The sequence below is a fragment of the Arthrobacter sp. genome (assembly GCF_031179985.1).
Lineage (GTDB): Bacteria > Actinomycetota > Actinomycetes > Actinomycetales > Micrococcaceae > Arthrobacter.
Genome location: NZ_JAPSHJ010000013.1, coordinates 77,762 through 91,501 on the forward strand (window position 1 = coordinate 77,762; position 13,740 = coordinate 91,501).

Annotated in this window: 11 protein-coding genes; 7 read left to right on the forward strand and 4 right to left on the reverse strand. The window is 61.8% G+C overall.

Annotated elements, in window-relative coordinates; all coding sequences use genetic code 11:
- Positions 1–28: 28 nt before the first annotated feature.
- Positions 29–2,239 (reverse strand): hypothetical protein, encoded by a 2,211-nt coding sequence (locus tag RIN13_RS08675; protein ID WP_309106928.1) that lies wholly within the window; start codon positions 2,237–2,239, stop codon positions 29–31.
- A 278-nt stretch (positions 2,240–2,517) separates the two neighbouring features.
- On the opposite strand from RIN13_RS08675, the gene RIN13_RS08680 reads away from it, so the two are divergent.
- The 7 genes from RIN13_RS08680 (at position 2,518) to sufU (ending at position 11,916) form a co-directional block, all read left to right on the forward strand.
- Positions 2,518–5,694 (forward strand): PKD domain-containing protein, encoded by a 3,177-nt coding sequence (locus RIN13_RS08680; RefSeq protein ID WP_309106929.1) that lies wholly within the window; start codon positions 2,518–2,520, stop codon positions 5,692–5,694.
- A gap of 1 nt (position 5,695) precedes the next feature.
- Positions 5,696–6,364 (forward strand): hypothetical protein, encoded by a 669-nt coding sequence (locus RIN13_RS08685; protein ID WP_309106930.1) that lies wholly within the window; start codon positions 5,696–5,698, stop codon positions 6,362–6,364.
- 74 nt (positions 6,365–6,438) lie between these two features.
- Positions 6,439–7,806 (forward strand): Gfo/Idh/MocA family oxidoreductase, encoded by a 1,368-nt coding sequence (locus RIN13_RS08690; RefSeq protein ID WP_309106931.1) that lies wholly within the window; start codon positions 6,439–6,441, stop codon positions 7,804–7,806.
- Between the two features lie 101 nt (positions 7,807–7,907).
- Positions 7,908–9,161 carry a hypothetical protein gene (locus tag RIN13_RS08695; protein WP_309106932.1) on the forward strand — a complete coding sequence of 418 codons (1,254 nt, stop codon included), beginning with the start codon at positions 7,908–7,910 and terminating at the stop codon, positions 9,159–9,161.
- On the forward strand, positions 9,151–10,041 hold the full coding sequence (locus tag RIN13_RS08700; RefSeq protein WP_309106933.1) for a sulfotransferase: 891 nt from the start codon (positions 9,151–9,153) through the stop codon (positions 10,039–10,041). Before RIN13_RS08695 ends, RIN13_RS08700 begins: the two co-directional genes overlap by 11 nt.
- A 73-nt stretch (positions 10,042–10,114) precedes the next feature.
- On the forward strand, positions 10,115–11,440 hold the full coding sequence (locus RIN13_RS08705; protein ID WP_309106934.1) for a SufS family cysteine desulfurase: 1,326 nt from the start codon (positions 10,115–10,117) through the stop codon (positions 11,438–11,440).
- Between the two features lie 26 nt (positions 11,441–11,466).
- Positions 11,467–11,916, forward strand: coding sequence for a Fe-S cluster assembly sulfur transfer protein SufU (gene sufU / locus RIN13_RS08710; protein WP_309106935.1), 450 nt, complete (start codon positions 11,467–11,469; stop codon positions 11,914–11,916).
- A gap of 127 nt (positions 11,917–12,043) precedes the next feature.
- Here the strand turns inward: sufU and RIN13_RS08715 are convergent, their stop codons facing one another.
- The 3 genes from RIN13_RS08715 to RIN13_RS08725 all read right to left on the reverse strand — a co-directional run bounded on the left by RIN13_RS08715 (position 12,044) and on the right by RIN13_RS08725 (position 13,330).
- Positions 12,044–12,262, reverse strand: a complete 219-nt coding sequence (locus RIN13_RS08715) for an SCO4848 family membrane protein (RefSeq protein ID WP_309106936.1) — start codon at positions 12,260–12,262, stop codon at positions 12,044–12,046.
- Between the two features lie 4 nt (positions 12,263–12,266).
- Positions 12,267–12,764 (reverse strand): DUF2505 domain-containing protein, encoded by a 498-nt coding sequence (locus RIN13_RS08720; RefSeq protein ID WP_309106937.1) that lies wholly within the window; start codon positions 12,762–12,764, stop codon positions 12,267–12,269.
- Between the two features lie 143 nt (positions 12,765–12,907).
- Complete coding sequence (locus tag RIN13_RS08725; RefSeq protein ID WP_309106938.1) at positions 12,908–13,330, reverse strand: hypothetical protein; 423 nt, start codon at positions 13,328–13,330, stop codon at positions 12,908–12,910.
- Between the last annotated feature and the right edge of the window lie 410 nt (positions 13,331–13,740).

Sequence of the window (13,740 nt, forward strand, 5' to 3'; positions counted from 1 at the left end):
TCAGGGACTTAATGGCTTCCTCCCCTTCCTATCCGGCAGGGCCGGGATATCCGTGGACGAGAGGCCCAGGTTCCTTGCGTTTGTTAGTCAGCCACCGACGTCGGCCGTCCATCCCGCTCCTAAAGGAGCGGACAAAAGCGATCGCAAGCGATAGTGCGGCTGCCGCCAAAAAACCCAACAATGCACCGGAGGCGATGTCTACCTCAGGCTGTCCTCGGAGGGTCTGTGTCCGGGGAGCGCGGATTATTTCGCCCGCCACAGTCGAAGTAACCGACAGGCTCACTACTGCTGCCCTGATATTTGCCGAAACTTCCGACGCATATGACGACTCGACCCGGCTGTCCGGGGACAGGGGTGTCGACAAAGGGATGGAGGCCTGCAGCCGCGCAAGGCGATCACGCAGGGCCAGCAGTACCTGCTCCCGGCGCTGTTTCAAGCCCTCACTGCGCACGGCGAGATAGGCCTCGGCCAACGAGGTGACAGTTCTTGTTGCCTGCTCATCGGACGTTCCCGAGTAGCTCAAAGTCAGTACCTGGGAATTCCTTACCGCTGAAATGCCGACGCGGGATCGCAGGGTTTCCGGGTCAGCGATTCCTTCTGCCTTGGCCACGGGATCAATACTGCTTTGGGACAATACCAACGCGGCCTCGGTATCGATCGTCATGCGGCCGGACCGGGGGTCCTCTGTGCCCTCAAAGGTCAGGTAGACCGGCGACGGCGCCAGCAGCAACGTCACGGAGGCCTCATGGGCGGTAGGTTTGGAAGCAGCGACAGCGGCGCCGGCGGCAGTGCCGGCCAGAGTTCCTATCAGCAGCACCGGAAGGTAGCGGCGGCCATTCCGGGTGAAATCACGCAGCAGGCGTACATCGTTACTCGCGCCGGCGGACATCCGTTGGCGCCACACCAGCCCCAGAGTCAGCATGATGGTGAAGAACGGCATACCCAGGGTGTCATAGACGAACATCTGGATGGCGAAAAACAACAAAATGACGGTCGCCGCAAATTCAAGCGGTGTTCGTGAGCGCCAGTGTGCCCCGAAGCGGGAAATAAAGAAAAGCAGGAAGAAGCACATCCCCACCAGGCCCTGCGAGAAAATAACCAGCCAGATGTGACCTTGCGTTCCGAGAGGGGGAACCTGGCAGCCATCGCAGTCCGGCCTTCCACCACCCGCGATCGAGGAAAAGCTTCCCTTCACGTCCCGAGTGCTGCCAAATCCAAGGATTGGCGATCCTTCGACGGTGCTGTTTACTGTTTCGACGAGCAGCTCTGTACGGCGTTCGTTGCTGTGGGCGTTTTCCAGCCTCTCCGCTGAAAGTGCTCCCAAGGGGCTTCCGACAAAGATAACGGCGCCAATTCCGAGCGCCACAAGGCTGGCGACGAGCGAGCGTATCCGACGCTTTGCAATCAGGTAAACGATCAGGGCACCTGCTCCCACGCCGAGGGAAACCCACAGCCCACGGTTCATCGAATGGACCACCGGGAACGCTGCCACCACCAGGACGACGGGGGCCAATAGCCGCTTCCACGCTGCCGCCCTGCCGAACCATGTCATGAGGAAGAAGGGCAGATACATGGAAAAGTTGCTGCCCCACGAGTTGGCAAATTCAAAGGGGGCAATGGGCCGGTACTCTTCACGGCCAAGGAACGTGGTCAGGTTTGCTGCTGCCGGATGCACCAGAGGATGGATAAAGCTGTTCGAACTGAGGGACTTTGGCAGGAGAATCTCTACAAGTGAGGTCAGCTCGAATTTTGGTGCGAGCATACCAAGAACGCCGCCGGCCACAGTGAAAACGAACATCCAACCGAGCAGGCCGGTTACGCGGCGGGTTGCGGCATCCTCCTCACGGGCGTTTCCGATCCAGAGGAAGGCGATGGTGCAGGTTCCGTACCAGGCGAGGCGGTAAAGAAACACCATGAGGCGCTCCGCTCCTCCTCCACCGGGAACGCCGCCGGGGGCATCAGCCCAGAGTGCAACAACGCTGACGACTACCCAGAGCAGGAACAGGAACCACCAGCCGGTGCCGCGCGGTACGCGTATCCGCCCATTGCGCAGTAACTGGATCAGCATCGGCACCGCTAAAACCAAGGGCAGCAGGGCGCTGAGTCCGAGAACCCACCACAGCGGAAATCCGGCCAGCAGGACAACCAACGGCCAAGCATTTCGCCTGGACGGCAGGATCTGGCCGCCCGGAAGCGGATCAGTTGCCGTCCGAGCCGAATACTCAGCTGTTGTTGCCATGGGCGTATTCCCCTAACCTGTACGACCCGAGACTTGCGTGCAGCAGTCAATGCCGCAGTGCATCGCATTGAGACCGACTCTAGTCACATGCGTACGGCGCAAACACCGTGGAAACTACCTGTTTTGATGCCCGCGAAGTGCCGCCAACTACCTGTTTTCCCGGCTTGGGCAAGGGGTCAATACTTCAGATACTTCGTGTGCGTGTGCCGTCTTTAGAGACGCCACGTTGAAACCTGGCAAGGAAGTCCTAGCAGCTAGGGCTACGGAAAGTAGGAAACGTGCACCGACCCACCACAAACCAGCCCGGACTGCTCTACGGTCGTTCCGAAACGCCGCCCTGGCTGGTTGCGCTGTGGTCAGTGGTAGCGGCCGCTTTGTGTGCAGGCTTCCTGGCTTTGGTTCCGCCATCACCAGCTGCGGCCGTCCAGCCGGGAACCCAAAATGTGGTGGTCAGCGCGAACGCCAAGCGGGGAACTCCGCACGTACTGGATGGCTACGTGGCCGGCTTCGCCCAGGTGGGCGATCTGACCGTGGCCACCGGAAACTTCACCAGGGTCCGCAACGATTCCAGCACCACGGAAATAGCCCGCACACACATCTTCGCCTTTACCAGCGCCAACACCATCACCTCCCTCAACGTGGCTGTCAGCGGCGAGATAATGGACGTCCTCGCCGTGGGCGATGGAAAGCATGTCTGGATCGCCGGCTCGTTCAACACCGTGAATGGGGCAACGGCACGCGGGCTTGCCAAGATCAATGTCTTCACAGGGCAGCGCGACACGTCATTCGCGCCTCCTGCCTTTGACGGACGCGTGAACCAGATCCGCCTGCGGAACGGCCTCTTGTACCTCGCCGGACGCTTCATGAAGGCGGGGGAGAGCGCCCGGTCACTGTTCGCCGCGGTGAATCCCACCACCGGAGCCCTGGCTCCCAACGTCTCCCTCAACATCAGCGTTCCCCGGAAGGGTGCGCTGCAGATGTCCCGCATGGACATCACCCCTGATGGAACGCGGATGGTGGGCATCGGCAACTTCACCATGGCCAATGGCCAGTCCCGCAAACAGGTTCTGGTTGCTGATCTCACCACGTCGCCGACATCGCTCGCCAACTGGTCCACCGAGGGGTATGCCCCGACCTGCAATCTCGTGTTCGACAGCTACATGAGGGACGTAGATATCTCGCCTGACGGAAAGTATTTCGTCATCGTCACCACCGGCTCGTACTACGCCAACACACTGTGCGACACGGCGGCCCGGTTCGAGATAGGGGCCAGCGGGTCGGATATCAAGCCCACCTGGGTTGACTACACCGGCGGTGATACCCTGACCCGCGTCGCCGTCACCCAAACAACCGTTTACCTGGGCGGCCATCAGCGTCGCCTCAACAACCCGTTCGCCGCCGACCGGGCTGGGCCAGGCTCGGTGGAGCGCATGGGGCTCGCAGCCGTCGACGTACGGAACGGCCTGCCGCTCGCCTGGAACCCGGGTCGCACGCGCGGCTACGGCGTCTACAGCTTCGTGGCCACAGATACCGGCCTTTGGATCGGCAGTGACACGGACCGGATCTCCAATTACCAGTATCACGGCCGCTTGGCTTTCATGCCGGTCGCGGGCGGGACCCCGCTGCTTCCGGACTATCCGGGCATACTCCCGGGAACCGTCTACCTGGCAGGTGCAGCTACCGACGACAGCGGTAATGCGCTGCCGTCCACCTCCCTCATCAAGAGGAGTTTCAGCGGTACGGCAGTTACGGCTTCCTCGGTGATGGCCACCAGCCAGCCGTTCGGCTCAATGCGCGGCACGTTCATGATTGACAAGAAACTCTACAGCGGGCGGACCGACGGAACATTCCGGGTCCAGTCGTTCGACGGGACCACCTTCGGCACGGCGTCCATCATTGATCAGCGCGGCCTGACAGATTTCCCGGTTGACGTCACCAAAATCACGGGAATGTTCTACGACGCCGCCACGTCAAGGATGTACTACACCCTGACCGGTGATTCGCGGCTCTTCTACCGGTACTTCAGCACTGAGATCAACGTTATCGGTGCCGTCCGCTTCGTAGCGCCAACTAACGTTGCCGGACCCCAATGGACGGCCACCAGATCGCTGATGCTGAACGGCGCTAATCTCTATGTTGCCGACTCCACCGGAACGCTGAAACGCTGGGCATGGAACGCCAACACGGCTGTTGCCGGCGGTACCCCTGCCACAGTCTCCGGACCCACCGTGGACGGGAAAAACTGGAGCGCCACCGAAGCGTTCATGTACGCGGGGGACAAAGCGGCACCGCCTCCTCCTGTGAACCAGGCACCCGCCGCCAGCTTCACTTCGGCCTCAGCCGGTTTGAAACTCACCGTTGACGGCTCCGGCTCTACTGACCCTGACGGCAGCATCGCATCACACACCTGGACGTTTGGTGACGGCGGTACCGCTACGGGCGCGACGGCGTCGCGCACCTACGCAGCGGCCGGAACCTACACGGTGACGCTCAAGGTCACAGACAACGCCGGTGCCACTCATTCGGTGTCAAAGAGCGTGACAGTCACGGCGGCGAACCAGCCGCCGGTGGCATCCTTCACTGCAGCCGTTTCGAACTTCACTGTCAATGTGAACGGAAGTGGTTCAACGGATCCGGACGGGACGGTGGCATCCCATGCATGGGCATTCGGCAACGGCGGAACTGCAACAGGGGCGACGGCGTCGCACACCTACGCAGCGGCCGGAACCTACACCATTACCCTGACAGTGACGGATAACGCCGGTGCCACCAACAGCAAGACGCAGCAGGTGACGGTTCCGAGCCAGACACCTGCCGGGTCGGTGACGTTCAGGGCAGCGTCGCAGTCGAACACCAACAGCACCGCCCCCGCCGTCGCGGTTCCAACTTCCGCCCAGGTCGGAGACGCCATGCTGCTGTTTGCAACGGTGAACAATACCGACGGTGCAGTTTCCAGCCCCACGGGAGTCACCGGGTGGCAGCTGGTGGGATCCAAGTCCCAGGACACCCTCCAGTCCTTCCTCTGGGCAAGGCGCGTACAGACAGGGGACGCCGGCAAGACCGTCACGGTGCCAATATCGTTGCTGTCCAAGACGGCCCTGCAGCTCGTGGTGTACCAAGGGGTTACCGGCCCCAACTGGCTAGCCGCACAGGCCTCCGCCGTTGACGTGTCGGGAACCACCAAGCACACCACCCCGCAAGTGCAGGCCCCAAGTGCAGGCAGCACCTTGGTGTCCTACTGGGCGGAAAAGATCAGTGCCAGTGACACCTGGACGGTAACGGCGCCGCAGACCATGCGTTCCACCACAGTTGGAAGTGGCGGCGGCGCGATCAACTCCGCCCTGAGTGACACCGGGCCCATCGCGGCAGGAACCACCGGAGGCGTGACGGCGACCGCCGGGTTGGCCGCAAGCAAGGTAGCCATGTGGTCCGTCGTGCTCCAGCCGGGAGCCTGACGTGCTCCCGGTAAACGAAGTCAAGGCAGGGAGGAACGACGTGTTCCGCAAGTATCGGATCGTGATGGTGGCCGTTGCAGCGGCGGCCATCGGCGGAATCATCTGGGCGGGCTCCCAGGGCACCCCGAAAGCTGTTGTTGCGCAGGAACCTGCCGGAATATCGGCGACGGAAAGTTCCTCCACCGCCACATCACCGGAAATTCCGGTTCCGGGACCGGTGGCGACGCCGGATGAAGCAGCACCAGCGCCACCTGCACAGGGGCCGGAAGCGCCGGGACAGGAGCCGCTACCTGAGCAGCAGCCGGACAATCCACCACCCGCCAACGTTCCATTGGATGTCCCGGTAAACGTGCCTCAAGCAGCAGTCAACGACTGCACCTCGTTGGAGTCCTCCCTGACCGAGTACCAGGAGACAGCGAAGAGTGTGGGGCCGACGGGGTATCGGATGCTTTTAGTCGGACTGGACAATCTGGAGGGCATGGTGGGTTCGCTCGCCAGTTCGGATCAGCAGTACGAGCCGGTGATGCAGGAGCTCTCTGACGTACGCCGGCAGTGGAGCTCGGCCTTGTCCGCCCACGACGCAGGCATAACAGCTGAAGCAGACAAAGCGTCCCAGGAAGCCCAGGCATCCCTGCAGACAGCCAGGGACTCCCTGAAATGTACATCGTGAGTGTGGGCCGAAACCATACCGAAGGGGCCTTGGACGTCCCGGAACACCACAGCCAATCGAGGGGAATACAGCTGATGAACACCACGCAAGCACCTGTGAAAGTGATTACCTATGGCACTTTCGACATGTTGCACGAGGGACACCTCAGACTGCTGCGCCGGGCCAAAGCACTCGGTGACTACCTGATAGTCGGGGTTACCACCAGCTCTTATGACGAAACCCGCGGCAAGCTGAACGTCCGTGACAGCATGATGACCCGAATTGCCAACGTGCAGGCCACGGGCCTGGCGGACGAGGTGATCATCGAAGACTACGAGGGCCAGAAGATCAATGACATCCAGCAACATGGTGCTGAGATCTTCGCTATCGGTTCCGACTGGCTGGGGAAGTTCGACTACCTCAACGATTTCTGCAAAGTGATCTATCTCGAGCGGACGGCCGGCGTTTCCAGCACACAGTTACGTGCCGAGAAGCTGGGCATCGTCCGATTAGGGATTACCGGCACGGGGAGCGCAACGAACTGGTTCACCGACGAGGCGCTCAAGGTCAGCGGCCTGGAGATTGAGTCTGTCTTCAACACGGATGCCGCCATCGCCCGCGACTTTGCCAAGAGTAACTCTATTCAAAACCACTTCTCGGACTACGACGACTTCCTCGTCTCGGTGGACGCAGTGTTCATAGCAAGTCCTGCTCAGTCTCACTACCGCCAGATAAAGCGAGCTCTCGAAAGCGACGTCCATGTGATGTGCGAGAGGCCCCTGACGCTGAGCCAGGAGGAAACGGCGGAGCTTTACGCCCTTGCAACGGAGCGTGGCAAGGTTCTTCTCGAAGAGATCAAGACGGCATACTGTCCAGGATTCATCAGGCTCGTTGCGCTCGCCCGCAGCGGTCTGGTTGGAACGGTCAAGTGTGTCGACGCCACCTACACAAGGCTGACGGAGGGTCCGCGGATGAACGCTCCTTTTGGTGGCAGTGTGTCGCAGTTGGCGAGTACGCCGCTGCTGGCCATTTCGAAAATCATTGATTCGCCGCTTCAGGATATGCAGGCTGCCACCTACCCCCATCCTGACGATGCAGTGGACGAATTCAGCCGGATCAACCTGCGCTTCGATTCGTCAATCTCCTCCATCACTGTTGGCTTGGGAGTGGAGAGCGAGGGGCACTTAACGGTTACCGGTACCCGGGGCACCATCTACGTCCCCGGTCCATGGTGGCAGACAACGGACATCTTTGTCCGGTTTCCTGAGCCCAGCCGCAATCAGACGTTCCATTTTCCCTTCGCTGGAGATGGACTGCGTTACGCGATTGCTGAATTCGTCTCAATGATCCAGAACAACAGGTTGAACTCTTACAAGATGCGCCCCAAGGACTCCTTGTTCATTTCCGGGGTTATTGAGGCATTTCTCCAGCGACAAGCCCGAGGCACATCAGACAGCTTCTAATTCCTGCGGAAGAACTGCCGCCACCCCGGCCAGGGCTCCGACGACGAAAGGTGACCGCCCCGGGCGGTCAGATTGGGGGAACAGTGGAACCAACTGACACCATGAAACCTTTGCTGGCAACGCTGAGTGACCTGTGGCCCGGATCAGCCGGGAGGGTGATATCCGCCCGCAGCCCGTACGGACCCACCACTGAGGTTGCGAACGGTGAAGGTTTCTGGGTGGTACCGCACGCACGCGCTCCCCGAATCCTCATTCCAGCCGGCAGTGCCCGCGCCGCCTCCTCAGCACTCCATCGCTACAGCGCCGCAATTTCACTTTCGGAGACGGTGCAGAGGCTGGTTCTGGCTTCAGCCCTGGGCCTTGGAGCCGGGCGGGCCCTTCTTCCGGACAGAGTGCAGTTGGACACGGCGGAGTTGGGCCGGCTTCAGCCGGGCGAAGCAGGGGAGGGCAGCATCCTCGGCTATCTGGAGGGCGTCCTGGGCGAGCCGGTGTCGGTCAGCTTGAGCATCGGACCTGCAAGAGCCAACCGTAAACCCGTGCTGCAGGTTTTCGATTCGAAAGGCAGAAGCCTCGCCTTCGTCAAGGTCGGCGATACAGCAACAGCCTCCAGCCATGTCAGCCGGGAAGCTGAGAACCTCGCACTGCTCTCCACAAAGGATTTTTCCACGCTGGAACTGCCGGCTGTGATCAGTTTCGGATCGTGGCGTTCCATGGCCGTGCTGGTGATGTCCGCCTTGAACACCGTCCCGGCAGCCCGGGGGCCCCGCTTCGCAGGGCTCAGGGAACGCGCATTGCTGGAGCTGAATGAGGCCTTTCCGTATGGGGAATCACCGCTCGGTCAGACACCCTTATGGGTGGGCCTGCGGACTCAATACTTGCAGTTGACTGATGACTCAGTCCGCCGTCGTTTTGGCGAGTGCCTGGACAGGCTGGTGACGGCTTTTCCGGACCAGATGTTGCGCGTCGGAGCGTGGCACGGGGACTTCACCCCCTGGAACATGGCGAGGCGTCGCGGCAGGCTGCAGTTGTGGGACTGGGAACGCTTTGACGAAGGTGTCCCGGTGGGGCTGGACCAGTTGCACTATCCGCTCAACCTGCATCTCCGCCGGGCCGGCACCACCTTGGCCGCCATCCTTGACGGACTGGAGCTGGGCGCCCCGGGCTTCCGGACCCCGCACCGGCAGACGCGCGGGACACATGCAGTACTGGGGGCCTACCTGGCTGCCATTTCGTTGCGCTATCTGCTGGGTGCCCAGGGTGAAGGCGGGGACGCCATCAGCACCAAGAGCAAGCTCATGCTGGAAGCACTGGAACTGGTCACAAGCCAGGGGGAGAAGGCTGCACGTGTCCACTAATACTTTTCGGGATTTGTCCCACTGGGCGAGCGGTCACCTCCCGAGCGGGGTGGCCGGTGCTGCCAGGGCTGCAGCCGAAGCGGCCGGCACTGTCACGGCGGGGCTCCGGATGATGCCTTCCCTGATAATCGTTGGAACCCAGCGCAGCGGAACCACTACTCTGTACCGTCTGCTTTCCGACCATCCCGGCGTGATCCGTCCCACGGCGTCCAAAGGTGTGGGCTATTTTGACCTGAACTACCATCGCGGGCACAGCTGGTATCGCGGACATTTTCCGCTGGCCGCGCTCGCAGCAGGCGATACGCATGGACAAAAGATCACGTTTGAGAGCAGCGGATATTACTCATTCCACCCACTGGCTATCGAACGGCTTGCCCAGGATATGCCGGCCGTGAAACTGCTGATGATGGTGCGGAATCCGGTCAACCGTGCCTATTCCGGCTACCGGCACGAGTTCAATCGGGGTTTTGAAACGGAGACGTTTGAGCGGGCGCTGGAACTCGAACCGAAACGGCTGCGTGGCGAGGTGGAGCGCATGCTGGCGGATCCCCTGTACCAAAGTTACGAGCATCGCCACCACGCTTATCTGGGACGGAGCCAGTACGCCGAACAAGTGGAGCGGATCCACCGGCTGCTGGGGCCGGACCGGCTGCGGGTGGTGGATGCGGACAGGTTTTTTGCCTCGCCGCATGAGGAGTTTGAAGGCATCCAGCGTTGGCTGGGCCTGCCGCTGTGGCAACCGGAGACTGTCCGTCCGTGGAACGAGCAACCCGGTGAACAGCTGGATCGGCGGTTGAGGGACCGCCTGATGGAACACTTTGTCCCCTCTGACCAAAGGCTGGCTGAGCTGACCGGCACAATTCCCTCCTGGCGCCAGTAGCCAGGCAGCGGCGCTTTGGGACAGGCGCTATGGGACAATTGAGTGTCTTCCAATTGGCATTTCAAGGAGTTTCATGGCTGTAGTAACAACGCCGACCACGCTGGAGCACGCTGTTCCCGCGATGGACAACGCGGAGGTCCTGCGGATCAGAAATGACTTTCCAGCCCTTTCCCAGACGGTTAACGGCCAGCCACTGATCTACCTGGATTCCGGGGCCACATCGCAGAACCCGCTCAGCGTGATTGAGGCCGAGCAGGAGTTCTACGAACAGCGCAATGCCGCTGTCCACCGCGGCGCCCACCACCTGGCGGTCGAGGCAACAGATGCTTTCGAGGACGCCCGCCAGACTGTCGCGGATTTCATCGGTGCCAACTATGAGGAAACGGTGTGGACCTCAAATGCCACCGAGGGCCTGAACCTGATCAGTTATGCGCTTTCCAACGCTGCTCTTTGGGCATCCCAGGGCAGGGGGGACAGGCGGCTGAAAGACCTCGCAGTGGGGCCGGGGGATGACATTGTTGTCACCGAGATGGAGCACCACGCCAACCTCATCCCCTGGCAGGAACTCGCCTTCAGGACCGGGGCAACTCTGCGCTACATCCCGATTGACAATTCGGGAAGCCTGGACCTGGAGCAGGCTGAGGCGATCATCGGCGAACGCACCCGGCTGCTGGCCTTCACGCATGCCTCAAACGTCCTTGGCATCATCAATCCGGTTCAGAACCTGGTTGCCATGGCCAGGAAGCAAGGCGCCCTCGTGGTGCTGGACGCCTGCCAGTCCGCGCCACACCTGGCGTTGGACGTCAAAACGCTCGACGTCGATTTCGCCGTCTTTTCCGGCCACAAGATGCTCGCGCCCACAGGCATCGGCGTGCTGTACGGGAAGCAGGAACTCCTGGATGCGTTGCCGCCGTTCCTCACGGGCGGTTCCATGATCACCACGGTGACAATGGAACGGGCGGAATACCTGCCCGCGCCGCAGCGGTTCGAAGCGGGAACTCAGCGCATCTCGCAGGCTGTCGCCCTCGCCACTGCCGTCAATTATCTCAGTGAAACGGGCCTTGACCGGTTGCACCGGTGGGAATCTGAACTCGGTCAACGGATGGTGGCGGGGCTTGAGCGGATTGAAGGGATCCGGGTGTTGGGTCCGGGGGCAGGGGTGGAACGGATCGGTCTGGCCGCTTTTGACGTGGCCGGAGTCCACGCGCACGACGTCGGCCAGTTTCTGGATGCACGCGGCATCGCCGTCCGCGTCGGTCACCACTGTGCCCAGCCGCTCCACCGGCGCCTTGGCCTTACTGCGACAACCCGGGCCAGCGCCTACCTCTACAACACCACTGACGACATTGATCAATTTCTGGACGCCGTCTCCGGGGTTCGCTCCTATTTCCGTGTCTGATCACCGGACCACCGAAGGAACTGAACATGAGCCTCGACCAGCTTTACCAGCAGATCATTCTTGATCACTCGAAGACCAGGCACGGCAGCGGGCTTTCCGCCACCGCGGCGCCTGAGGGTGCATCAACGGGGCAATCGCACCAGTTAAACCCCGTCTGCGGCGATGAAGTGACTCTCCGTGTCGCCGTCGATCATGGAAAGGTGGCCCAAATTTCCTGGGACGGTGAAGGGTGTTCCATCTCGATGGCCTCCGCCTCTGTGCTCAGCGAAATGGCCGAAGGAATGTCCGTTGATGAGCTACACGAGACGATAGCGGCGTTCAGGGAAGTCCTCAGATCGCGGGGCAAGGTCCATGCTGATCCGGAAATCCTTGGCGATGCTGCCGCATTTGAGGGTGTGGCCCGTTACGCAGCCCGGGTCAAGTGCGCCATGATTTCCTGGGTGGCGGCCGAGGACGCCCTCAAGCAGGCCTCATAAGTCCGGGCACCAGTACTTCCGGACCCACTTTCGGACCACGCTCGCAACGAAGTCTGCACGGCAGCTCAACAGAAAATGCGCCTGGCCCAATCGGGGCAGGCGCATTTTTTGTTGTTCCGGTTGCCGGCTATACCAGCGCAGCAATTCCAATCGCGGCAGTGGCGGCTCCGAGGACCATGGAGACAGTCACCAGCACAACGTGGACTGTGAGGAACTTGGTGGCCTTCCCCGCCTCATCGCGTGCCCGGGGGTCTTTCATTACGCGGCGAAGGAACTGAGGCCAGACGGCCAGGGACCACACGCCCGAGATGATCAGGACAACCGACAGCAGTACCGGTAGTTGCACGGGATCAGTGGCTTTCGAGCCAGGCCTGTGCCTGCTGGGACTGGATGTTGAGGGCCTTGCCCACCATCGGTTCAGCGGCATCGGCGATTTTTCCACCGAGGAACGGAACCGACGACGTCACATTGCCTTCGAGCTCAACGCGCGTGCTGCCGCCATCGGCAACCAGCCGCTGTACGGCGGTGACGTCGAGGGGAGCGCCCGCGATCTTGAGGCTGATTTTGCTCTGGCGGGAGCCGTCAGCGGCAGGGGCATCCCAGGTTTCCAGCTGCGTTACCTTCAGCGTGTCGCCGACGAACTTGCGGGCAATTTCCGGCAGGCGGGTGGTGGGCAACGTCCGGACGGAAGTGGTGCTGAACGAGCCGGCGACGTCGCCGTCAATCGTAAAGGATTCCAGGGTCCCGCCGACCAGTTCGCTGGTATGGCGCTGGAAATCCTCGTTGACGAAAACAGCTGCTACGAGCTCAACGTTGTGCGGCAGGGTCGTGGAAGCACTCAGTGCCATTGTTCCTCCGTGTGTCAGGAAAGGGGGTGGTCATCGCTTTTTGCCTTCCACATCCTACGGTGTTTGCGGGCGCTCCTCCGCATCGGCGAGTGCCTGTGCTTCCCGTGATGTTCCGTGATATTGCGGGGAAATATGTAGGGCTTTCAGCCACCATCCGGACGAAAATACCGCAGTCCGCCGCCGGTAACACCGTCGGGGGCGACATCGATCACGGCATACGGGAACACAAGTCGGTCCGACTGGTCAGGTCCGCGACCACGAACGTCCGAGCACCACGTGCCGGTGTTGATGTACCTGGTGGGGCACCCTTCGAGCGCAGACTCGAGGGCCCGGTGGGTGTGGGCGGAGACGTACCAGTCCACGCGGGAACCGTGCGCGTCGAGGGTGCGTGCGAAGCGGCCAGCTGCAGCAGGAGCCTCCTCGCTGGCGATGCTTCGCCCGGCTGCCGCGAGCACCATACGCGTCGCGGCGACAGGTAATGCCGACACCGCCCGGAACCGGGACAGGCGCGCCAGATCCCGAACGGCCACCCTCTCGAGCGCAAGCCGCTGCGACTCGGTCTGCAACAGCTCGTCGTACGCGGGCTCCCGGACACGGCGTTCCGCCAGTTCGGACGCCAGACAGGCCCAGGCAACGGCACCGGCACGGCTCAGCTGCGACCTCGACGGATCGGGTTGAGGAACATCGGCTTCGCGTAGCCGAGCAGCGTGGCGTCCTCGGCAAGGAAGGCCCAGTCGTCTCCCACGAACGCCCCCCTTCCACCGCATCAGCTTGGCGGCTGTACTCGTCTTGCCCGTCCCTCCGGCGGCGGGAAGCGTGATCGCGTGACCTCGGTAGGCCATGGGTGCCGCAGACGCCCGCCAGCAATTACGCATAATGCCGCTTCGTCCCCTGCTCCCACCTGGCCAACCACGTCAATGCAGCAACCGCCCGGGTGCCTAAGCTCCTGCGCAGGGGTAGGCTGGGAACACCCGGG